General features: G+C 69.9%; 16 protein-coding genes and 1 riboswitch. Of the genes, 5 read left to right on the top strand and 11 right to left on the bottom strand.

Annotated features, from left to right (window positions below; genetic code table 11):
- Positions 1 to 12 precede the first annotated feature (12 nt).
- A riboswitch (glycine riboswitch) is annotated at positions 13 to 124 on the top strand.
- Positions 125 to 159: 35 nt separating this feature from the next.
- The 3 genes from gcvP (at position 160) to ABQJ56_RS02360 (ending at position 6,924) form a co-directional block, all read left to right on the top strand.
- On the top strand, positions 160 to 3,081 hold the full coding sequence (gene gcvP, locus ABQJ56_RS02370) for an aminomethyl-transferring glycine dehydrogenase (RefSeq protein WP_367843393.1): 2,922 nt from the start codon (positions 160 to 162) through the stop codon (positions 3,079 to 3,081).
- A gap of 278 nt (positions 3,082 to 3,359) precedes the next feature.
- Positions 3,360 to 5,504 carry a 5-histidylcysteine sulfoxide synthase gene (gene ovoA, locus ABQJ56_RS02365; RefSeq protein WP_367843392.1) on the top strand — a complete coding sequence of 715 codons (2,145 nt, stop codon included), beginning with the start codon at positions 3,360 to 3,362 and terminating at the stop codon, positions 5,502 to 5,504.
- 256 nt (positions 5,505 to 5,760) lie between these two features.
- On the top strand, positions 5,761 to 6,924 hold the full coding sequence (locus ABQJ56_RS02360) for a MalY/PatB family protein (RefSeq protein WP_367843391.1): 1,164 nt from the start codon (positions 5,761 to 5,763) through the stop codon (positions 6,922 to 6,924).
- 57 nt (positions 6,925 to 6,981) lie between these two features.
- On the opposite strand, the gene ABQJ56_RS02355 is transcribed toward ABQJ56_RS02360, so the two are convergent.
- From ABQJ56_RS02355 to ABQJ56_RS02335, 5 genes are all read right to left on the bottom strand, one after another.
- Complete coding sequence (locus ABQJ56_RS02355) at positions 6,982 to 9,639, bottom strand: M1 family metallopeptidase (RefSeq protein WP_367843390.1); 2,658 nt, start codon at positions 9,637 to 9,639, stop codon at positions 6,982 to 6,984.
- A gap of 477 nt (positions 9,640 to 10,116) precedes the next feature.
- On the bottom strand, positions 10,117 to 10,638 hold the full coding sequence (msrA, locus tag ABQJ56_RS02350; RefSeq protein ID WP_367843389.1) for a peptide-methionine (S)-S-oxide reductase MsrA: 522 nt from the start codon (positions 10,636 to 10,638) through the stop codon (positions 10,117 to 10,119).
- The gene (gene msrB, locus ABQJ56_RS02345) at positions 10,638 to 11,084 is read right to left on the bottom strand and encodes a peptide-methionine (R)-S-oxide reductase MsrB (RefSeq protein ID WP_367843388.1); all 447 of its coding nucleotides are present in this window, start codon (positions 11,082 to 11,084) and stop codon (positions 10,638 to 10,640) included. The genes msrA and msrB overlap by 1 nt, the downstream gene beginning before the upstream one ends.
- A 120-nt stretch (positions 11,085 to 11,204) precedes the next feature.
- Positions 11,205 to 11,945, bottom strand: coding sequence for a zf-HC2 domain-containing protein (locus ABQJ56_RS02340; RefSeq protein ID WP_367843387.1), 741 nt, complete (start codon positions 11,943 to 11,945; stop codon positions 11,205 to 11,207).
- Complete coding sequence (locus ABQJ56_RS02335) at positions 11,942 to 12,433, bottom strand: RNA polymerase sigma factor (protein ID WP_367843386.1); 492 nt, start codon at positions 12,431 to 12,433, stop codon at positions 11,942 to 11,944. The genes ABQJ56_RS02340 and ABQJ56_RS02335 overlap by 4 nt, the downstream gene beginning before the upstream one ends.
- A 121-nt stretch (positions 12,434 to 12,554) precedes the next feature.
- Between ABQJ56_RS02335 and ABQJ56_RS02330 the strand changes: the two genes are divergently transcribed.
- Together ABQJ56_RS02330 and ABQJ56_RS02325 are read left to right on the top strand one after the other, a co-directional pair.
- Positions 12,555 to 13,796, top strand: a complete 1,242-nt coding sequence (locus ABQJ56_RS02330; protein ID WP_367843385.1) for a S8 family serine peptidase — start codon at positions 12,555 to 12,557, stop codon at positions 13,794 to 13,796.
- 106 nt (positions 13,797 to 13,902) lie between these two features.
- On the top strand, positions 13,903 to 14,829 hold the full coding sequence (locus ABQJ56_RS02325) for a hypothetical protein (protein ID WP_367843384.1): 927 nt from the start codon (positions 13,903 to 13,905) through the stop codon (positions 14,827 to 14,829).
- A gap of 96 nt (positions 14,830 to 14,925) precedes the next feature.
- Here the strand turns inward: ABQJ56_RS02325 and ABQJ56_RS02320 are convergent, their stop codons facing one another.
- The 6 genes from ABQJ56_RS02320 to miaA form a co-directional block, all read right to left on the bottom strand.
- The gene (locus tag ABQJ56_RS02320; RefSeq protein WP_367843383.1) at positions 14,926 to 16,218 is read right to left on the bottom strand and encodes an adenylosuccinate synthase; all 1,293 of its coding nucleotides are present in this window, start codon (positions 16,216 to 16,218) and stop codon (positions 14,926 to 14,928) included.
- 124 nt (positions 16,219 to 16,342) lie between these two features.
- Positions 16,343 to 17,215: a protease modulator HflC gene (hflC, locus tag ABQJ56_RS02315; protein WP_367843382.1), complete on the bottom strand. Its 873-nt coding sequence runs from the start codon at positions 17,213 to 17,215 to the stop codon at positions 16,343 to 16,345.
- Positions 17,212 to 18,294 (bottom strand): FtsH protease activity modulator HflK, encoded by a 1,083-nt coding sequence (gene hflK, locus ABQJ56_RS02310; RefSeq protein WP_367843381.1) that lies wholly within the window; start codon positions 18,292 to 18,294, stop codon positions 17,212 to 17,214. The genes hflC and hflK overlap by 4 nt, the downstream gene beginning before the upstream one ends.
- Positions 18,295 to 18,701: 407 nt before the next feature.
- Positions 18,702 to 20,063 (bottom strand): ribosome rescue GTPase HflX, encoded by a 1,362-nt coding sequence (gene hflX / locus ABQJ56_RS02305; protein ID WP_367843380.1) that lies wholly within the window; start codon positions 20,061 to 20,063, stop codon positions 18,702 to 18,704.
- Positions 20,064 to 20,135: 72 nt separating this feature from the next.
- Complete coding sequence (gene hfq, locus ABQJ56_RS02300; protein ID WP_367843379.1) at positions 20,136 to 20,414, bottom strand: RNA chaperone Hfq; 279 nt, start codon at positions 20,412 to 20,414, stop codon at positions 20,136 to 20,138.
- A 150-nt stretch (positions 20,415 to 20,564) separates the two neighbouring features.
- Positions 20,565 to 21,515 carry a tRNA (adenosine(37)-N6)-dimethylallyltransferase MiaA gene (gene miaA / locus ABQJ56_RS02295; RefSeq protein WP_367843378.1) on the bottom strand — a complete coding sequence of 317 codons (951 nt, stop codon included), beginning with the start codon at positions 21,513 to 21,515 and terminating at the stop codon, positions 20,565 to 20,567.
- Positions 21,516 to 21,795: the final 280 nt, after the last annotated feature.

Here is a 21,795-nt window from a genome sequence, read left to right as displayed (position 1 = left end):
TACCATCCTGCGTAACAGCACTCTGGAGAGAGCGGTTGAATCCGCCGCCGAAGGGGCACGAAGCCGGCTTCCACGAGGAACGCCGCGCTTCCAAACTCTCAGGCAGAAGGACAGAGGGGCGCCCGCGTGCGGCATGCACGCAGACTTCGGACGCCCCCAATGAGCCAGAACTCCCCTTCCCTGCGCGAGCTGGAAAACCACGACGCCTTCATCGCGCGCCACATCGGCCCGAACGATGCCGAGATCGCGCACATGCTGCGCATCGTCGGCCACGATTCGCTGGAGTCGATGACCGACGCCATCGTGCCCGCCAAGATCAAGTCCGCCGCGCCGCTGGCGCTGCCGGCCGCGATGAGCGAGGTGGAGGCGCTTGCGAAGATCCGCGCCATCGCCGGCAAGAACCGGGTGTTCAGGAGCTTCATCGGCCAGGGCTACTACGGCACGCACACGCCCAACGTCATCCTGCGCAACATCCTGGAGAACCCGGCGTGGTACACGGCCTACACGCCGTACCAGGCGGAGATCTCGCAGGGCCGCATGGAGGCGCTGATCAACTTCCAGACGATGTGCGCCGACCTCACCGGCATGGAGATCGCCAACGCCTCCCTGCTGGACGAGGCCACCGCGGCGGCCGAGGCGATGACGCTGGCCAAGCGTTCGGCCAAGGCCAAGGGCAACGTGATCGTGGTGTCCGGCGACGCGCACCCGCAAACCCTCGAGGTGATGCGCACGCGCGCCGAGCCGCTGGGCCTGACCGTCAAGCAGGCCAACTCCGCCGGGGAGTGGGACGCCGCGATCGCCGCGGACGACTACTTCGCGGCGCTGATCCAGTACCCGGCCAGCAGCGGCTGGCTGCTGGACTGGAGCGACGAGGTCGCGAAGATCCACGCCAGGGGCGCGCTCGCCATCTTCGCCACCGACCTGCTGGCGCTGACCCTGCTGAAGACGCCGGGCGAGATGGGCGCGGACATCGTGATCGGCAACTCGCAGCGCTTTGGCGTGCCGTTCGGCTTCGGCGGCCCGCACGCCGCCTTCATGGCCTGCCGCGACGCCTACAAGCGCTCGATGCCGGGTCGCCTGATCGGCGTGTCCATCGACGCCGAAGGCAACAAGGCCTACCGCCTCACCCTGCAGACGCGCGAGCAGCACATCCGCCGCGAGAAGGCCACCAGCAACATCTGCACCGCGCAGGTGCTGCTGGCCGTGATGGCCTCGATGTACGCCGTCTACCACGGCCCGGAAGGCCTGGTGCGTATCGCCTCGCGCGTGGCGCGCCTCACCGCCATCCTCAAGGCCGGCCTGCAGCAGCTCGGCTTCACCCAGTTCCACCACGACAGCGCGTTCGACACGCTGAGCCTGAATACCGGCGAACGCACCGACGCCATCGCCGCGCGCGCGGTGGCGCTGGGCGCCAACCTGCGCAAGGCCTGGGGCGAGTACCTGTGCATCTCGCTGGACGAGACCACCACCCGCGCCGACATCGAACTGCTGTGGCGCATCTTCGGCGGCGACGACGCGAAGCTGCCGAGCATCGACGCGCTGGACAGCAGCGCGCCGTCGCTGATCCCACAGGCGCTGCAGCGCACGTCGGCGTTCCTCACGCACCCGGTGTTCAACACCCACCACAGCGAGCACGAGCTGCTGCGCTACCTGCGCGCGCTGGCCGACAAGGACCTGGCGATGGACCGCACGATGATCCCGCTGGGCTCGTGCACCATGAAGCTCAACGCCACCGCCGAGATGATACCGGTGACCTGGCCCGAGTTCGCCAACATCCATCCGTTCGCGCCGGCCGAACAGACCCGCGGCTACGAGGAACTCATCGCCGGGCTGGAAGCGCAGCTGGTGGAGATCACCGGCTACGACGCGGTGAGCCTGCAGCCGAACTCCGGCGCGCAGGGCGAATACGCCGGCCTGCTGGCGATTCGTGCGTATCACCAGTCGCGCGGCGAAGGCCACCGCGACATCTGCCTGATCCCCGAGTCCGCCCACGGCACCAACCCCGCTTCCGCGAACCTGTGCGGCATGAAGGTGGTGGTGACCAAGTGCGACGCGAACGGCAACGTCGACCTGGCGGACATCCGCGCGCAGGCCGAGAAGCATTCGGCCAGCCTCGCCGCGATCATGCTCACCTACCCGTCCACCCACGGCGTGTTCGAGGAGGACGTGGTGGCGATCTGCGACATCGTCCACCAGCACGGCGGCCAGGTGTACACCGACGGCGCCAACATGAACGCGCTGGTCGGCGTGGCCAAGCCCGGCAAGTGGGGCTCGGACGTCAGCCACCTCAACCTGCACAAGACCTTCTGCATCCCGCACGGCGGCGGCGGCCCCGGCGTGGGCCCGTGCGCGGTGCGCTCGCACCTCGCCCCCTTCTTGCCGAGCGCGCTCGGCAACGACGGCGCACGCACGCAGGGCACCGGCAACGGCGCGATGGTCAGCGCCGCCACGTTCGGCAGCGCCTCCATCCTGCCGATCTCGTGGATGTACATCACCCTGATGGGCACGGCCGGCCTGCGCAAGGCCACCCAGGTGGCGCTGCTCAACGCCAACTACATCGCCAAGCGCCTCGCGCCGCACTACCCCACGCTGTACACCGGCCGCAACGGCCTGGTGGCGCACGAGTGCATCCTCGACCTGCGCCCGCTCAAGGACGCCACCGGCATCAGCGCGGAGGACGTGGCCAAGCGCCTGATCGACTTCGGCTTCCACGCGCCCACGCTGAGCTTCCCGGTCGCCGGCACGCTGATGGTGGAACCCACCGAGAGCGAGTCGCAGCACGAGCTGGACCGCTTCGTCGACGCGATGATCCAGATCCGCGACGAGATCCGCGCGGTGGAGGAAGGCAAGCTCGACCGCGACGACAACCCGCTGCGCAACGCCCCGCACACCGCGTTCGCGGTGAGCGCCAGCGAGTGGACCCACGCCTACCCGCGCGAACTGGCCGCCTTCCCGCTGCCCTCGCTGAAGCGGCAGAAGTACTGGGCGCCGGTGGCCCGCGTGGACAACGTCTATGGCGATAAGAACATCATGTGCGCCTGCATCCCGGTGGATGCGTACAAGGAAGGGGCCGAGGCGTAACGTGCTTCTCCCCTCTCTCCCAACCTCTCTCCCGCAAGCGGGAGAGAGGCTTCGAGCAGAAGCCCCGCCTCGCGGGGCTTTCCGTTTGAGGGGCGCGCCATGGATGGGGGCTCGGTGATTCTCGCGATGCGGGCCGATCGCACGCATCGCGGCATTGAATCCGTGCCGGGGTGCCTTACGTATCACGGATGTGCAGGCCCATGCGGCCGCACGGCACGCCGCGTGCCAGAATGCAGGCCTTGGCGCCATCCGTTTCCCCGGGATCGAGAGGTATCGCCTTGAACGCTTCCACACTCGCCGAGCCTGTCCGGCGCGCTGCCACCACGCCGCTGCCGCGCACGCCGAACCTGCACGAAACCGATCCCCGGCGCATGCGCCAGGTGCTGCGCGAGTATTTCACCAGCACCTTCGACCGCTACGAGTCGCTGTTCGAGACGCTCGCCACCGACGCGGCCTGGTACGAGCCGCCGATCACGCTGCGCCATCCGCTGATCTTCTACTACGGCCACACCGCCACGTTCTTCGTCAACAAGCTGCTGCTGACGCGGATGATCGAGGAACGCATCGACCCGCGCCTGGAGTCCGTGTTCGCGGTGGGCGTGGACGAGATGGGCTGGGACGACCTCAACGACGCCCACTACGACTGGCCCGGCGTGGCCGAGGTGAAGGCCTACCGCGACAAGGTGCGCGCCCTGGTCACCCGCCTGATCGACGAGGCGCCGCTGGAACTGCCGATCGGCTGGGACCACCCGTGGTGGGCCATCGTCATGGGCATCGAGCACGAGCGCATCCACCTGGAAACCTCGTCGGTGCTGATCCGCCAGCACAAGCTGGCCTACGTGAAGCCGCACCCGGCGTGGCCACCGTGCACGCAGGCCGGCGAGCCGCCGGAAAACACGCTGGTGAAGGTGCCGGCGGGCAGCGTGGCGCTGGGCCGCGAGATCGGCAGCGCGGTCTACGGCTGGGACAACGAGTACGGTCGCCACGAGGCCGAGGTGCCGGCCTTCGAGGCCAGCCGCATGCTGGTCAGCAACCGCGAGTTCCTCGCCTTCGTCGAGGCCGGCGGCTACGCGCAGTCCGGCTACTGGGAAGCGGAGGGCGACGGCTGGCGCGAATTCGCCAAGGCCGGGCATCCCACGTTCTGGCGCCGCTCCGCCGAAGGCTGGCAGCTGCGCCTGATGACCGGCGAAGTGCCGATGCCGTGGGACTGGCCGGTGGAGGTGAACTACCACGAGGCCAAGGCGTTCTGCCGCTGGAAATCCGCCCACGGCGGCCAGCCGGTGCGCCTGCCCACCGAGGACGAGTGGTATCGCCTGTACGCCGAAAGCCGCCACGGCGCGCCGGACGGCGAAACGCCGGACGCCAACCTCAACCTGGCGCACTGGGCCTCCTCGTGCCCGGTGAACCGCTTCGCGCAGGGCGAATTCTTCGACGTCGCCGGCAATGCCTGGCAGTGGACGGAAACCCCGATCTATCCGTTCGAGGGCTTCCAGGTGCACCCGATCTACGACGACTTCACCACGCCCACCTTCGACGGCCGCCACAACCTGATGAAGGGCGGCTCGTGGATCGCCACCGGCAACGAGGCGGAGGCCGCCTCGCGCTACGCCTTCCGTCGCCACTTCTTCCAGCACGCGGGGTTCCGCTACGTGGTTTCCAAGCACATCAAGCCGGCTCCGGCCTCGCACTACGAGACCGACAAGCTGCTCTCCGAATACGCGGAGTTCCATTACGGCGACAGCTATTTCGGCGTGCCGAATTTCCCGCAGGCGCTGGTGCAACTGGCGGTGGCGGAACTCGGCGACGCGCCGAAGCGCAGCGCGCTGGATCTCGGCTGCGCCTCCGGCCGCGCCAGCTTCGAGCTGGCCCGCCACTTCGACCACGTCACCGGCGTGGACTTCTCCGCGCGCTTCATCGGCCAGGGCGTGGCGCTGGCGCGCGGCGACAGCCTGCGCTACCTGCTGGCCGACGAAGGCGAACTGGTCGAGTACAAGTCGCGCAACCTCGCCGGGCTGGGCCTGGCGGACACGGCCGCGAAGGTGGAGTTCTTCCAGGGCGACGCCTGCAACCTCAAGCCGCAGTTCACCGGCTACGACTTCATCCTCGCCGCCAACCTGATCGACCGGCTGTACAACCCCGCGCAATTCCTCGAAGCCATCCACGAACGCCTGAACCCCGGCGGCCTGCTGATGATCGCCTCGCCCTACACCTGGCTGGCGGAGCACACGCCGCGCGCGGACTGGGTGGGCGGCTTCAAGAAGGACGGCGAGAGCTTCACCACGCTGGACGGCCTCGACGCCATCCTCGGCCTGCACTTCCAGCGGCTGGGCGAACCGCGCGCGGTGCCGTTCGTGATACGCGAGACGCGGCGCAAGTTCCAGCACACCTTGTCCGAGGTGACGCTGTGGCGGCGGCGCGCGTGATCCGGCTGGATCGCTTCATCGCCCACCCTGCTCCAGTGCACCGCCGTCCGGAATATTGCGCAGGTGCCGTTCCCCCCTCTCCCTCCGGGAGAGGGGGCGGCGGTGAGGGTTCGGGCATGCCGCGGCCCTTCGCTCCGTCCGAACCCTCTCCCGGCTGGCGCCACCCTCTCCCGAAGGGAGATGGATTCACTCGCCAGCGTTTGCGCGCATCCACGCCCCACGCCGCGATTGCCCGACGCGGTTGGCGAGGCCACCTGTGAGCTTCGATTTCGACCTGCCCGTCGACCGCCACGGCACCCACGCGCTGAAGCTCGAAGGCCGCCTGCAGAAATTCGGCCGCGACGACGTCAACCCGCTGTGGATCGCCGACATGGATTTCGCCGTGCCGGCCTGCGTGAGCGAGGCCGTGCTCGCCCGCGCGCGGCACCCGATCTACGGCTACACGCAGTATCCCGACAGCCTGCTGCAGGCGCTGGTCGACTGGTGCGCACGCCGCCATCGGCTGCATGTCGAGCGCGACTGGCTGCTGCCGGTCGCCGGCGTGCTGGCCGCGATGATCGCGGCGATCCAGGCCTGCACCGCCGCAGGCGACGCGGTGATCGTGCAGCCGCCGGTGTACCCCGGCTTCTTCCGCGTCGTCGAAGACAGCGGCCGGCGCCTGCTGCACAACCCGCTGCGCGAAACCGATGGCCGCTACACGATGAACCTCGCGCAACTGGAGCAGCAGGCCCGCGATGGTGCGCGCGCCCTGCTGCTGTGCAACCCGCACAACCCGGTCGGCCGCGCATGGACGCAGGACGAGCTGCAAGGCGTGCTGCGCATCGCGCGCCGCCACGGCCTCACCGTCATCACGGACGAAGTGCACGGCGACCTCGCGCTGCACGGCGACCAGCACCATCCGCTGCTCGGCCTCGCGCAGGCGGACGACCGCATCATCGCCGTGCTGTCACCCGGCAAGACCTTCAACCTGCAGGGGCTGGGACTGTCTGTCATGGCCGCGCCCCGCCCCGACCAGCGCGAAGCACTGCGGCGTGTGGTCGCGGCCCTGCATCTGGGCGACGCCAATCCGTTCGCCGTCGCCGCCGGCGAAGCCGCGTGGTGCGAAGGCGACCGCTGGCTCGACGCCCTGCGCACCTACCTCGCCGGTGCGCGCGACTTCGTCGCCGATTACCTGCACACGCATATCCCATCGATCCGCCTGGTGCCACCCGAAGCCGGCTACCTACTGTGGCTGGACTGCCGCGCGCTGGGCATGGACGACACGGGGCTGCACGACTTCTTCATCCACCGCTGCCGGCTCGGCCTGAACCCCGGCACAGACTTCGGCCCCGACGGCAGCGGCTTCATGCGCATGAACATCGGCACGCCGCGACGCAACGTCGAGGCGGCACTGGGGGCGATTGAGACAGCACTGGGCTGAAAAGCGCCCTCTCCCCCAACCCCTCCCCCGCAAGCGGGAGAGGGGTGTCAGAGCAAGTCAGCCGCCGTTCTTCGCCAGCCACGCATCCACCGCCGGCAGGCGATCCTTGCGCACCATCATGCGGTACTGGATGTTGGCGATCACGGTGTCCGCGGGGCGGCGCGCCGAGGGATCGATGGTGGCCTCGTAGGCCTTGATCTTCTCGATCATCGCCGGGTCGAACGAGCTGCCGCCCAGCGACGGGTAGTAGCGGCTGCTGGAGGTGGAATCGACCAGCTTGTCCACCTGGGCGCGGTGCGCCATGGCGAAGTCGTAGGCCAGTTCCGGGTGCCACCTGGACACGCTGCGGATCATGCCGGCGCTGTTGGTGGCACCGGGTTCGGCGGTGAGCGCGAGGTCGAGCGCACGCTGCGCCAGCGCCTTGTCCTCGGCGATGGAGAGCAGGCCGTACAGGCGGTCCTTGATCATCGGGGACTTCTCGGCCCTGGCCTCGGCATGCAGCTTGTCCCAGGTGGCCGCATCGGCATGCAGCGCCACGATGGCGAGGATGGTCTTGCGCAGCGCCGCCGGCACCGCCTTCGGATCGATGGCCTGGGCGTCGTAGCGGCGGCGCACTTCCTTGAGCATGTCCTGGTCGCCCAGCAGGGACAGCGCGCCGATCAGCTGCGTGCGCAGCAGCGTGGTGGAGGTGCTCTCGTCCGGCTTCGCCTCCCAGCCCACGCGCGCGAACACCGGCTTGAGTTGCGCCACCGCGTACGCGCGGAAACGGTCCTGCCGCGCCTTGTCGCCGCGGTAGTACTGGTCCAGCCCTTCGAGGCTGCCGGCCACTTCCGCCCAGATTTCCGGCGCGGCGTCGGCCGGCGTGGCCTTGGCCATGTCGAGGAAGTCCGACACCGGTTCGAGGCCGGCCATGCTCTCCGCCCAGGTGTCGCCCATCAGGCCGAGCTGGTCGACCGGCGCGAGCTTGCCGAAGTCCTGCTTCAGCGCGGCGAGCTGCGCCGGCGCGTACAGCGTGCGGTAGTAGCCGCTCTGCCCCGCGTTCACCAGCACCGGGCCGCAGCCCTTCAGCTTCAGCGTGGCCGAGCCGTCCACCGGCGTGCTGGACGCGGCGTTGCCCACCACCTGCGCGGTCACCGGCACGTGCCAGCGCAGCGGCTGCTTGTGCGGGCGATCCTTGGTGAACTCGCCTTGCGTGAGCTTGACGGTGGTTTCGCCGTCGCTGCACATGGCGGAAGCCACCTTGATAAGCGGCACGCCCGGCTGCAGGGTGAAGTCGTGCGCCACCTGGGTGAGGTGCTTGCCGGGCGCCACGCCGTCCATCGCATGCCACAGGTCGTCGGACACCGTGTTGCCGTGGGCGTGGGCCTTGAGATAGTCGTGCACGCCCTGGCGCCATGCCGCGGGGCCGACGTAGGCCTCCAGCATGCGGATCACCGCCTCGCCCTTGGAATAGGTGATGGTGTCGAAGGCCTGGCTGGCCTGCTCCACGGTGTCGATCTTCTGCACGATGGGGTGCGTGGTGGCCACCGCATCCACCGACATCGCGCCTTCGCGCACGCCCACGGTGTCGAGCACCGTGTTCCACTCCGGGTGCACCTTCTCGGTTTCGCGCTCGGCCATCCACGAGGCGAAGCCCTCGTTGAGCCACAGGTTGTCCCACCAGTCCATGGTCACCAGGTCGCCGAACCACTGGTGCGCCATCTCGTGCGCGGCGGTGTTGAACACCTCCATCCGGTCGCCCTGCGTGGAGTACGACGGGTCGAGCAGCATCGCGTACTCGAAGGTGAAGATCGCGCCCCAGTTCTCCATCGCCGAGAAGAACTGGCTGCTGCCCGGCGCGGCGATGTTGTCCAGCTTCGGCAGCGGATATTTGATGCCGAAGTACTCGTTGTAGTCGTGCAGCACCGCCTTGGCCGACTCCAGCGCGAAGCGCGCCTGCGCGGCCTTGCCCTTCTGCATGATCACGCCGATCTCGGTGCCGTCCGAGCTGGTGGTGGCGCGGTCGAAGTCGCCCAGCCCGAAGAACAGCAGGTAGGTGGACATCTTCGGCGTGGTGCGGAACGTCACCTTCGCCAGGCCATGGCCGAGGTCGGTCTTCGAGGCCACCGGCATGTTGCTCACCGCCATCTCGCCGGCGGGCACGGTGACCGAGAGGTCGAACGTGGCCTTGTAGTTCGGCTCGTCCCACGAGGGAATGAAACGGCGCGCGTCGGAATTCTCGAACTGGGTGTACAGCGCGCGCTTCTGGCCGGTGTCGGTCGGGTAGTCGATGGCGAACAGGCCGTTGGCCTGGGTGCCGATGGTGCCGACGTAGTCCATCGCCAGCCGGTAGCGGCCCGGCGCGATGGTCTTGTCGAAGCTGAAGGTGGCGGTCTGCGTCTTCTCGTCCACGGCGACCTTGGCCTTGATGGCCGCGCCCTTGCCCGAAGCCGGCGCCAGCGTCACCGACGAGAACGTCATGCCCGCCGCGTTGAGCGTGATGCGGGTGCTGGGCTCGAGCACCTGCACGTCCACGGTGACCCGGCCGTCGAAGTCCAGCTTGTCCGCATGCGGTGTGATGGCCACGGCGTAATGCGCGGGCCGCACGTTGCGCGGCAATTGCGTGGGGGTCTGCGACGCGGCAGCGGCAGCCGCGTGTTGTGCCGGCAGCGCCAGCGTGGCGCCGGCGGACACGGCGAGCGCCAGCGCGATCGCGGAAACCAGGGACTTGCGCATGCAGACCTCTCCTTGGAGGGCAGGTGGGATGGATTGCCGTCCATGGTGGCGCCGGCGACGATGGGCAGGAATGGCCGGAAGTCATGCCTGCCGCGGGCGCTTCGCGCCGCCTTTCGCCGGTTACGCACCCACCGAAGCCGGCTTGGTCGCATGCCCGGCGAAACCCGCAGAATCGGCCGCCATGCCCGCTCCCGGCGATCGGCCGGCGGGAACTCCATCGCGATCGAGGGCATCTTCCCTGCGGCGCGTCCACCCGATCGCCGGGCACGCGACCCTGGACACGCTGGGTACGTGCCGCCCTTGCCCCCGTCCATGCCATGGACGGCGCCGGCATCGGCTTATGCAACGTCACGTTCGACCGCTGCGTGCGCGCCGCCGATTTCTCGAGGGTGCCCGTCGCGCTCCCTCCGCTGCGCCACCCGGCCAGCACCAGCCACGCGGTCCAGCAAGGCCACCGCACCGCCCTCGCGAATCAGTTCACGATCGATGCCCCGCCTCGCCCTCCCGGCGCGGCAAACGCCAGCCCGGCCGCACGAAATGGCAGGTGTAGCCGCCAGGATAGTGCTGCAGGTAGTCCTGGTGCTCGGGCTCGGCTTCCCAGAAGTCGCCCAGCGGCCGAACCTCGGTCACCACCTTGCCCGGCCACAGGCCCGAAGCGTCCACGTCGGCGATGGTGTCCTCGGCGACGCGCTTCTGTTCCTCGCTGGCGTAAAGGATCATCGAGCGGTACGAGCTGCCGCGGTCGTTGCCTTGCCGGTTCGGCGTGCTCGGGTCGTGGATCTGGAAGAAGAACTCCAGCAGCTCGCGGTAGCCGATGCGCGCGGGATCGAACACGATCTCCACCGCCTCGGCATGCGTGCCGTGGTGGCGGTAGGTGGCGTGGGGCACGTCGCCGCCGGCATAACCGGTGCGCGTGGACAGCACACCCGGCTGCTGGCGCAGCAGCTCCTGCACGCCCCAGAAGCAACCGCCGGCGAGTACGGCTCGTTCGGTGGCCATCATTCACCCTCCACCTGGTCGAGGTACGCGCCGTAGCCCTCGGCCTCCATCTCGGCGCGCGGCACGAAGCGCAGCGACGCGGAGTTGATGCAGTAGCGCAGGCCGCCGCGCTCGGCAGGGCCGTCCGGAAAGACGTGACCCAGATGGCTATCGCCCTGCGCCGAGCGGACTTCGGTGCGGACCATGCCGTGCGTGGTGTCGCGCAGTTCGCGGACGCTCGCCGGCTGCAGCGGCCGGGTGAAGCTGGGCCAGCCGCAGTGCGAATCGAACTTGTCGGAGGACGCGAACAGCGGCTCGCCTGACACCACGTCCACGTAGATGCCCGCGGCCTTGTTGTGCAGGTATTCGCCGGTGCCGGGGTACTCGGTGGCGTTCTCCTGCGTGACGTGGTATTGCTCCGGCGTCAGCCGCGCCAAGGCCTCGGGTGTCTTGCGGTACACGGACATGGCAGGTCTCCGCGGTGGTCGACTCGAACGAGATGGGGGCAGGCGTCGCCGATCCAAGAACCATGCCGGCGGCAAAAGCACCAGTGCGCGGAATCACGGGCGGCGCCGCTTCCGGAACCTTCAGCGCCAGCCCGCCGCCCTTGCCGCGCGCTCCTGTTGCGCGTCGAAGACGTTGCCGCGCAGGCGGGCATCGACCGCGGCCTGCACCGCGGGCGGCAAGCTGCTCGCCGCCTGGCGCAGCTCGCCACTTTCGGCCGGGGCCGACGGAGCCAGCACGGGCAGTTCCCAGCCCGCTGCCGTGTGGCAGGCCAGCCCGGCGCGCGCCGGTGGCGTGCGGATGGTGAAGGTGCGGCAGATGTTCCCTTCGGCCGTGCGGAAACTCAGGCCGATCGCGACCGGGGCATGCGCGTCCGGCTCGCTCGCCAGCGACTGGTCGAGCGCGCGGCCGAGGGCGCCGGAGGCATAGGGCCCGCCGCTGCGCATGCGCACCAGCCCGTTGCCTGCGTGCCACCACAGGGCTGCGGCAAGCAACGCCACCGATGCCGCCAGCGCGGCGCCAGGCATCAGCCAGCGGCGGGGTGCGCGACGGCGGCCGGCATCCGCACCTCGTCCGCCCGCAAGCACGATGGGCGCGACATTCGGCCTGGCTGGCTGCAGCAGGGCGGACAAGCGCTCGGGTAGCGGCTCGTCCAGTACCGGATCGAATGCGGCACGCAGTCGCGTATTCAGTGTCCGCATCCGCCGCACGCGACCAGCCAGCGCGTCATCCTGCGCCAGCGCGGCATCGACACGCGCGGCTTCCGCCGCGTCGAGCTGGCCATCCACGTAAGCCTGCAAGGTGTCGTCGTCGATCGGGTTCATGCGTCGTTCCCAAGATGAGCCTGCAGGGTGGCGCGGGCGCGGGCCAGGCGGCTGGTGACGGTTCCCACCGGCACCTCCAGCAACGCGGCGGCCTCGTCGTAGGACAGGCCCTCGACCAGCACCAGCGCCACCACTTCGCGATGGTCCGGCGGCAGCATCGCCACTGCCTGCGCCAGTTCCATCTGCCGCGCGTGCCGCACATCGCTGCCGTCGGCCACCGCCTCGCCAGCCTCCTCGGGCGCGAACAGGTGCTGCGCCCGGCCGCGTGCCCGCAACTCGTCCCGCCAGGCGTTGCGCGCGATCGCGAACACCCATTTGTCCAGCGCAGCGTCCGGCCGCCACTGCCCGGCCCGGGCCAGTGCGCGCTCAAGCACCACCTGCACCAGGTCGTCGGCATCGGCCGCCTGCCCTGCCAACGCCCGTGCCAGGCGGCGCAGGCGCGGCAGCAATGCAAGCAGTCCTTCGCGCACGGCGTCGCTCGAATGCACGCATCACCTTCCGTTACGTCCGGAGGGACGGATTCCTTCCCTCGCCCGCGCCGGCGCGGTCCGAGGGCGTAAAGAAAACGCATGCTAGCATCCGGCCCGATCGCTCCCGAGGTGTCCGGCGATGCCCTTGCGTCGTGCTTCCGCGTTGTCCGTTCCGCTGCTGGCCATCATGCTCGCACTGGCCGGCAGCGCTCCCGCGCAGGCGCAGGTGCTGGGGCCGATGCAGCGGGGGCTGCCGAACCTGCCGCTGCCGTCCACGCCGCTGCCCGGCGCGGTGCCCGGCGTGAACCAGCAGGGCGTCGACGACCTGCTGCGGCGACCACTGGCCCTCAGCCTGAAGGTGCAGGTCGATGCGCTGCTGCACAGGGAGCCGCGACGTGTCACCGTCGATCCCAGCGGCGCACCGATCCTGCGCGGCGAGTTCCTCGCCATGGGCCTGTCGGGCCCCCAGCTCGATGCCTTGCAGGCGCTGGGTTTCACCGCGGACCGCCAGGCTTCGGCGAACGCGACGCTCGGGCTGGACTTCACGGTGCTGCACGACACCCGCGGGCGCAGCATGCGAAAGGCCCTGCGCGTCCTGCAGCAGGCCGCGCCGGATGCCACGTTCACCTATCAGCATCTCTACCTTCCGGCAGGCGGCACCAGCGCAGCGCCTGCCGCGGCTTCGTCTGCCAACATGCCCGCCCGCAGCGTGGGCATGGTCGACGGTGGCGTCGACCCGGCCGATCCCGCGCTGGCGCACGCGCGCATCGAAGGGCACGGCTGCCGCACGACGACGCCGTCGCGGCATGGCACGGCGGTCGCCGCGCGCCTCGTCGCCGGTGACCCGGACACCTTGTATGCCGCCGACCTGTGGTGCGGCGACGCGGTCGGTGGCGCAACCTCCGGATTGGTGGACGCGCTCGCCTGGATGGACCGCGAACGCGTGGCGGTGATCAACATCAGCCTGGTCGGCCCCGACAATCCGGTGCTCGCCCGCGCGGTGCAGGCGATGATCGCGCGCGGCCACGTGCTGGTCGGCGCGGCCGGCAACGATGGCCCTGCGGCGCCGCCCTTGTTTCCGGCCGCCTACCCGGGCGTGATCGGCGTCGGCGCCGTCGATGCCCGTGGCCGCGTGTTGCCCGAGTCCGCCAGCGGCAAGCAGGTGGCGTTCTGCGCGCTCGGCGTGGTCGGCAGCGGTCGCAACGCGCTGCGCGGCACCTCGTTCGCGGCCCCCATCGTGGCGCGCAAGGCGATGCAGTCGCTGGATGCGCCCCGGCCGGACGCCGCAGCCCAGGCACTGCAAAGCCTGATCGGCGAAGCGCATCCGCTCGATTCCGCGGATCACGGCCAGCGCTGCGGGCACGGCCTGCTGTCGCCCTGAAACTGAACACCCAGCAACCACGCCGGGCCAACGTGGAAGGATGTTCCGGCAAGACGCGTAGTGGACCCTGGAAGCCGCGGATTCGCCGCCGGCAGGAGGTCCCGACATGCGCAACACGATCCTCAACCACAAGACCCTCGGCATCGCCGTGTGCGGCGGCGTGCTTGCCCTCGCCTCGATCACCAGCGCGCATGCCCAGCACCTGGGCGGCGGCCTCGTCGGCGGGGCGGCCGGCCAGCTCCACGCGACGATGGGCCAACCGAACGGCCAGATCGGCGGTTCCGCGCGTGGCATGGGCAACCTCGGCATGCCCGACATCAACCCGCGCGCAGCCGAACAGCGCGCCGAACGCCTGCGTCGGCGCGCCACTTCGGGCACCGCGACGGCGACGCATGCCGCGACACAGGCCGCCGGCCAATTGGGCGGCCAGACGGCTGCCGGCGGCACCGGCCAGCTCGCCGGTGCGGCCGGCGCCAGCGCCAGGCAGGCTGCACTGGGCGGCACTGCCGGATCGGGAGCGTCCGCCACCGGCAGCATCGACGGCAGTGCGGTGCGTGATGCCGCCGGCCCGGCGCATTCGGCCGTCTCGACGGCCAGGCAGGGAGCCGCGAACGCCCTGGACCGCACGCGGACTGCAGCCGGCAACGCCCGCACGGATGCCGAAGATGCGGCCCGGGCAGGGGTCGACAGGACCCGGCAGGCTGCAGCCAGCGGCATGTCCTCGGCCCGCTCGTCCGGTACGCAGGCCGCTGGCGATTTGAGGAACACGGCCTCGTCCGCCACGGGCAGCGCGGGCAACCGCGTGGGTGCGGTCGCGGACACCGCCGACGGCAATGGCAGCCCGGCGGTCGATGCCTCGGGCTCGGGCAGCGCCAGCGGCAACGCGAACGCCCGCACCGGCGCCCGCTCCGGCGCAAGCGGCGCGGCCGAAGGCAGCGGCCGGGCCAACGCCAACGGTTCGCTCGGCGGGAGCGGTGTCTCCGCCTCGGCCCAGGCCAGCGGCAGTGCCGATGCGAACGCACAGGGGCACTGAATCCCCGAGCCGCGATGCGGGGACGGTGTCATGCGAAACGAAGAAGGCCCCGCATGCGGGGCCTTCTTCGTCGCACGGCTCAGGCCGGCGGAACGATCAGGCGAACGGATCGTCCAGCACGATGGTGTCGTCGCGGTCGGCGCCGGTGGCGACGATGGCGAGCCTGCAGCCGGAGAGCTCCTCCACCGCACGCAGGTAGGCGCGCGCGGCGGCGGGCAGCTTGTTCCAGTCGCGGATGCCGGCGGTGGACTCCTCCCAGCCCGGGAACTCCAGGTACACCGGCTTGCACTCGTCCCAGCCGTCCGCGTCCAGCGGCGCCAGCTCGCGGCGCTTGCCGCGGTATTCGTAGGCGATGCAGACCTTGATCGTCTCCAGGCCGTCGAGCACGTCCAGCTTGGTGATGGCCAGGCCGTTGATGCCGTTGATCTGCACCGCGCGCTTCAGCGCGACGAGGTCGATCCAGCCGCAGCGGCGCGGCCGGCCGGTGCTGGCGCCAAACTCGTTGCCGACCTTGCGCAGGCGCTCGCCCATCTCGTCATGCAGCTCGGTGGGGAACGGGCCGCCGCCGACGCGCGTGGCGTAGGCCTTGCAGATGCCCAGCACGTAGTCGATGTCGTCCGCGCCCACGCCGGTACCGGCCAGCGCGCCGCCCACCGTGGTGTTGGACGAGGTGACGTACGGATAGGTGCCGTGGTCGATGTCGAGCAGCGCGCCCTGCGCGCCTTCGTACAGGATGTGGCCGCCTTCCTTGCGCACGTCGTGCAGGATGGTGGCGACGTCGTCGACCATCGGGCGGATGAACTCGCCGTAGGCCAGCGCGTCCTTCAGCACGGTGTCGTAGTCGACCGGCTCGGCCTTCAGCCACTGGGTGAGGATGAAGTTCTGGTATTCCACCGCCGCCTTGAGCTTCTCCGGCAGCTCGTGCGGGTACATCAGGTCGGCCACGCGCACGCTGCGGCGGGCCACCTTGTCCTCGTAGGCCGGGCCGATGCCGCGGCCGGTGGTGCCGATGGCGTCCTTGCCCGCGGCGACCTCGCGCGCTTTGTCCACGGCGATGTGGTACGGCATGATCAGCGGGGTCGCCGGGCTGATCTTCAGGCGCGAACGCACTTCCACGCCCTGCGCTTCCAGCTCCTCGATTTCCTGCTTGAGCGCCTGCGGCGACAGCACCACGCCGTTGCCGATCAGGCACAGCGCGTCGTCGCGCAGGATGCCCGAGGGGATCAGGTGCAGCACGGTCTTCTTGCCCTTGATGACCAGCGTGTGGCCGGCGTTGTGGCCGCCCTGGAAGCGTGCCACCGCCCCGACCCGCTCGGTCAGCAGGTCGACGATCTTGCCTTTGCCTTCGTCGCCCCACTGGGCCCCGAGAATGACGACTGACTTGCCCATGATGTTCTCGCTCAACGTTGAAGCGCCCCGTGGGGAACGCGAAAAGGTAACCCTGCCGGCGCGTGGCCGCCGTGAACTGTTTCAGTGACGCATGCACCGCGTCGCCTGCCCGGCGACGCGACGTTCAATGCCTGGCCGGCTCCGGGTTGCCGAAGTAATGCAGGAACTCCGAGTCGGGCTTCAGGATCAGCACGCCATTGCCGTCCTCGAACGACTTCCGGTAGGCGGCCAGGCTGCGGTAGAACGCGAAGAACTCCGGGTCCTGGCTGTAGGCCTGCGCGTAGATCGCCGCGGCCTCGGCATCGCCCTCGCCGCGCACCTTGGCGGCATCGCGCCCGGCGTCGGCGCGCAGCACCTGGCCCTGGCGGTCGGCATCGGCCTTGATCTTCTCCGCCACTTCCTGGCCGGTGAAGCGCAGTTCGTTGGCCAGCTGCAGGCGCTCGGCGCGCATGCGCTTGTACACCGACTCGCTCACCTCGTCGGGCAGGTCGATGCGCTTGATGCGCACGTCGACCACGGCGATGCCGAGGTTCCTGCGCGCCGAGGCGTCAGTCTGCTGGCGCACGCGCTCGGTGATGTCCTTGCGCCCGCCGGAGATCAGGTCCTGCAGCGTGCGCGCGTTGAACTCGAAGCGCAGCGCATCCTTGATGACCGGGGTGAGCCGCTGCTCCGCCTGCAGCTGGTCGCCGCCGGTGGCGCGGTAGTAGGCCGCGTTGTCGGCGATGCGCCACTTCACGTAGAAGTCGACGTTGACGCTCTTCTTCTCGGAGGTGAAGTAGCGCTCCGGCTGTGCGTCCAGCGACAGGATGCGCTTGTCGAAGTGCAGCACCTGCTGCACCACCGGCAGCTTGAAGTGCAGGCCCGGCGGGTAGTCGGCGCGCACGATGCGGCCGAACTGCAGCAGCAGCGCGCTCTGCCCTTCGCCCACCACGAACATGCTGTTCAGGCCGAGCAGGACCAGCAGCAGGACGACGACGATCGTGACGATCCGCTTCATGGCTGCTTCTCCTTGCCCGCAGCCGCGTCGTCGGTGGAGCTGGCCGGGGCGGGCGCGGCCACCGCCGCGGCACTGGCGCCGCCGCCATCCGTACTGCGCGCGTGCCGGCCGGCCGGCAGGTTGATGATGTTGCGGCCGCCGGAACCGTCGATCACCTTGGGGTTGTCGGCCATCACCTGTTCCATCGTCTCCAGCCACAGCCGCTTGCGGGTCACCGCGGGCGCCGCCTTGTATTCCTTCAGCAGCAGATCGAAGCGGGCGACGTCGCCCTGGGCGCGGGCGATGCGCTCGGCCTTGTAGCCCGCGGCCTCGGCGGCGATGCGCGACGCGTCGCCGCGCGCCACCGGCACCACCTTGTTGGCGTAGGCCAGCGCGTTGTTCTCGATGCTCTGCTTGTCCTCGCGCGCGTTGTTGACGTCGTCGAAGGCGTCCTTCACCTCGGCCGGCGGCGCCACGTTCTGGAAACTCACCTCGGTGACGCGCAGGCCGCTGTCGTAGCTGTCCAGCGTCTTCTGCAGCGCCTGCTGCGCCTCGCCCACCAGGTTCGCGCCGGCGGCGGAAAGGATCTGGTCCATGTCGCTGCCGCCGACCACCGAGCGCACCGCGGCCTCGGCCGCCGCGCTCACGCTGCCGTCGGGGTCGCTCACCGAGAACAGGTACTTGCGCGCGTCGTCCACCTGGTACTGCACGGTGAAATCGATGGTGATGATGTTCTCGTCGCGGGTCAGCATGGAGACGCGGTCGTTGACCGAGCGGATGCGCGTGGCCTCGACCTTGTCCACTTCCTCGATCGGGGTCGGCAGCTTGAAGTGGAAGCCCGGCGACAAGGTGCGCGTGTACTCGCCGAAACGCAGCACCACGCCGACCTGGCGCGCGTCGATGATGGTGTAGCTGCTCATCAGCAGGCCCACGACGACCAGCACGACGATGGCGGTGAGGATGCCGCCCGGGCCGCGGCCCAGCCGGCCCAGGTGATCGCCGATGCCCTTCAGCAGCTTGTCGGGCGCGAACTTGTTGCCGCCCGGGCGCTGCCGGTTCCACGGATCCTTCTGCCCGCCGCCGGGTTCATTCCAGGCCATGGTCAGTCTCCTTTAGAGCCTGTTCGATGCCTTCGCATGGCCCGCGCCGGAAGCTGTTTGCGCGCAGGCCAAGGAAGGGCGAAGGAGTGGACGTCCGTCCACGACTGAGTGATGACGCAGGGATGGGGGCAAACAGACCCGGCCCTCCGGGTTGCCTTGCCGGGGTCGCCATGCGGCAGCACGCGGCTTGACCTGCCAGCCAGGCAGGCGCTGCGCCAAGCGCTACCACCTGACGACCCCGGCAAGGCAACGCGAGCTATGCGAAGGCATCGAACAGGCTCTTGGCTTGGGAGGCCGGCTATGCGTGCCGGAGCGAGTCGGTTTGGACGCAACGAGCATGTAGCGGAACCAGGCTGCCTGTCGGGGGTGGCGCCGAGGGTTTTTCGGTCGCGCAAACGATTGGAATTCTAGCAGAGCGAGGCGGCGTCCGGGGGCGGTGCCGCCAGCAACGCGCGCAGCAGCTCGGTTTCCGTCGCACTGCCGCCGTTGAGCGGCGCGATCACGCTGCGCGGCGCGTCGATGCGCAGGCACCAGCCGTGCTCGTCCACCTGTTCGCCGGCGATCGCGCCCACGGCCTTGAGCCGTGCGTGCAGCCGGCCCGCCGTCAGCGGCAGGCGCAACTCGGACTGCACCCGCTCGCCACCGAGCAGTTCACCCAGCGCCTGGCGCAGCAGCTCGATGCCGGCGCCGGTGGCGGCCGACAGCCACACCGCCTGCGGCCGGCCCGCGGCGTCGCGGTCGATGCGTGGTTGCATCGGTGAAGCGGGCGATGCTCCCGCATCGTCCACTTCACCTCCAACCAAATCTATCTTGTTGAACACGCGCAGCTGCGGCACCTCGCCGGCGCCGATCTCCTCCAGCACCTGGTCGACCACGCGGCGCAGCGGCTCGCGCTCCTCGTCGGCGGCGTCGCTGACGTGCAGCAGCAGGTCGGCGTCGCGCGCCTCGGCCAGGGTGCCGCGGAACGCCGCGACCAGGTCGTGCGGCAGCTCGCGGATGAAGCCCACGGTGTCGGCGACCACCGCCGGGCCGCAGGCGAGGTCGTCGAGCCGGCGCACGGTGGGATCCAGCGTGGCGAACAGCTGGTCGGCGGCATACACGCCGCCGGCGGTGAGCGCATTGAACAGGGTGGACTTGCCGGCGTTGGTGTAGCCGACCAGGGCCACCCGCGGCACCGTGTTGCGCAGGCGCGCGCGGCGCTGCTGGCCGCGCTGGGTCTGCACCTTCTCCAGGCGCCTGGTGAGCTGCTTCACCCGCTCGGCGAGCAGGCGGCGGTCGGTTTCCAGCTGGGTCTCGCCGGGGCCGCGGTTGCCGATCGCGCCGCCGCGCTGGGCGTCCAGATGGGTCCAGCCGCGCACCAGCCGGGTGGCGATGTGCTTGAGCTGGGCCAGCTCCACTTCCAGCTTGCCTTCGTGCGAGCGGGCGCGCTGGGCGAAGATGTCCAGGATCAGGCCGGCACGGTCGACCACGCGCGCGCCGAGGTGCTTTTCGAGGTTGCGCTCCTGCACCGGGCTGAGCAGGTGGTCGACCAGCACCAGGTCGGCATCCAGCGCGCGCACCATCTCGGCCACTTCCTCGGCCTTGCCGCTGCCGATGTAGAAACGCGGATTGGGTACTTCGACGCGCGCGGCGATGCAGCCCAGCACTTCGGCGCCGGCCGACTTCACCAGCTCGACGAACTCGGCGGCGCGGCGCTCGGCGTCGCCGCTGCCACGGGCATGCGGGAGCACGAGGACGGCGCGCTCGCCTTTCTTCTGACGATCAAACACGTGGAACGACGGCCTCTGTGCGGGGACGGAACCGGGGGGATTCCGTTTTCATGTGGGCCGACCGGCGCTCAATCAAGCATCCGTCGCGTCGGCTGCCGACGCGGCGTCGGCCTGCGCGTCGTGGCTGTCGTGGCCATTGCCGAGGCGCACGTTGCGGCTGGGCACCACGGTGGAGATGGCATGCTTGTAGACCATCTGGCTGACCTGGTTGCGCAGCAGCACCACGAACTGGTCGAACGACTCGACCGTGCCTTGCAGCTTGATGCCATTGACCAGGTAGATGGCTACCGGCACACGCTCGCGGCGCAAGGCATTGAGAAAAGGATCCTGCAACGATTGTCCCTTGGACATTTCTTGTTCTCCCCTGAGCGGCGAACCGGCCGGGGAAAAAACGCCTGCGGCGCCCCGGCCCAACTGAAGGAATCTTAACTGGGTTCAAGGGCTTGAAGGAAGCGGTTTTTCGGGGGCGGCGCACGAAACCGGAACCGGTCCGCGCCTCCCTCAGGCCGGCGCCCCGAGGAACAGGTCGACGGCCCCGGCCGCCTGCGCCAGCGGTGGCGCCAGCTCCGGATCGAACACGCGCGCCTCCAGCTCGGCGCGCAGCCAGGTGATCTGCCGCTTGGCCAACTGGCGGGTGGCGAAGATGGCGCGGTCGCGGAACTCCACGGCACCGAAGCGGCCGTCCAGGTGCTCCCAGCCCTGCCGGTAACCCACCGCGCGGATCGCCGGCAGGTCCGCGTGCAGGTCGCCGCGGGCGTGCAACGCGCGCAGCTCGTCGAGAAAACCGGCGGCCAGCATCGCATCGAAGCGTTCGGCGATGCGCGCGTGCAGCGGCCGGCGGTCGCCCGGCAGCAGCGCCAGCTTGAGCACACGCCACGGGAACACGCCGCCGCGGCCACCACGCTGCAGCTCGGACAAGGGGCGCCCGCTGAGCGTTATCACCTCCAGCGCACGCTGCAGGCGCTGGACGTCGTTCGGGCCAATGCGCGCCGCGGCGGCGGGATCGAGCCGCGCCAGCCGCGCATGCATGGCCGGCCAGCCGATGCGCGCCGCCTCCTCGCCCAGGCGCGCCCGCAGCGCCGGATCGGCCTCGGGCAGGTCGGACAGGCCGCGCTGCAGCGCCCGGAAATACAGGCCGGTGCCGCCCACCAGCAGCGGCACCCTGCCCCGCGCCGTGATCGTCCGCATCGTCGCCAGCGCATCGTCGCAAAACTCCGCCGCGGAATACGGCTCGGCCGGATCGCGGATGTCGATCAGCGCATGCGGCCAGCGCGCCAGCGTGGCCGCGTCGGGCTTGGCTGCGCCGATGTCCAGGCCACGATAGACCAGGGCCGAGTCCACGCTGACCAGGCCCAGCGGAAAGCGATCCGCCAGCTCGCAGGCAAGCGCGGTCTTGCCCGAGGCGGTGGGGCCCATCAGGAAGATGGCGAGGGGGCGGGTATCGAGGCTCATGCGTATCGGCGTTGGCGCAGGTGCGCAAGGGTAACCCAGGCATGCTTGCGCAAAGTTTGGCCAATGCGTGGCAAGTGCCTGTTGCGGCGGCGCGAACGCGACTTGTCCACACGCTTGTCCAATGCCTATCCACATTCGCTGTGGATAGAACCTCGCGCCGAAAGCGGGGGACCGGAGGCGCCACCGCCGAAGGCCTCGACCTTGATCGCAGTCGCCTCGGCCTTGGGCGTGCCGTCTTCCAGCGCATTCCCCGTTCCCCACCGGCGCCCGCGGAAGCCTG

Origin of the sequence: Rhodanobacter geophilus, from assembly GCF_040812275.1 — a bacterium.
Taxonomy (GTDB): Bacteria; Pseudomonadota; Gammaproteobacteria; order Xanthomonadales; family Rhodanobacteraceae; genus Rhodanobacter_A; species Rhodanobacter_A geophilus.
This window is presented reverse-complemented; position numbering and strand designations above follow the sequence as displayed.

Excerpts from the sequence above, each read along its gene's own strand:
- gcvP (WP_367843393.1), top strand. The coding sequence starts at position 160 with ATGAGCCAGAACTCCCCTTCCCTGCGCGAGCTGGAAAACCACGACGCC.
- ABQJ56_RS02355 (WP_367843390.1), bottom strand. The coding sequence starts at position 9,639 with ATGCGCAAGTCCCTGGTTTCCGCGATCGCGCTGGCGCTCGCCGTGTCC.
- msrA (WP_367843389.1), bottom strand. The coding sequence starts at position 10,638 with ATGGCCACCGAACGAGCCGTACTCGCCGGCGGTTGCTTCTGGGGCGTG.
- msrB (WP_367843388.1), bottom strand. The coding sequence starts at position 11,084 with ATGTCCGTGTACCGCAAGACACCCGAGGCCTTGGCGCGGCTGACGCCG.
- ABQJ56_RS02340 (WP_367843387.1), bottom strand. The coding sequence starts at position 11,945 with ATGAACCCGATCGACGACGACACCTTGCAGGCTTACGTGGATGGCCAG.
- ABQJ56_RS02330 (WP_367843385.1), top strand. The coding sequence starts at position 12,555 with ATGCCCTTGCGTCGTGCTTCCGCGTTGTCCGTTCCGCTGCTGGCCATC.
- ABQJ56_RS02325 (WP_367843384.1), top strand. The coding sequence starts at position 13,903 with ATGCGCAACACGATCCTCAACCACAAGACCCTCGGCATCGCCGTGTGC.
- ABQJ56_RS02320 (WP_367843383.1), bottom strand. The coding sequence starts at position 16,218 with ATGGGCAAGTCAGTCGTCATTCTCGGGGCCCAGTGGGGCGACGAAGGC.
- hflC (WP_367843382.1), bottom strand. The coding sequence starts at position 17,215 with ATGAAGCGGATCGTCACGATCGTCGTCGTCCTGCTGCTGGTCCTGCTC.
- hflK (WP_367843381.1), bottom strand. The coding sequence starts at position 18,294 with ATGGCCTGGAATGAACCCGGCGGCGGGCAGAAGGATCCGTGGAACCGG.
- hfq (WP_367843379.1), bottom strand. The coding sequence starts at position 20,414 with ATGTCCAAGGGACAATCGTTGCAGGATCCTTTTCTCAATGCCTTGCGC.
- miaA (WP_367843378.1), bottom strand. The coding sequence starts at position 21,515 with ATGAGCCTCGATACCCGCCCCCTCGCCATCTTCCTGATGGGCCCCACC.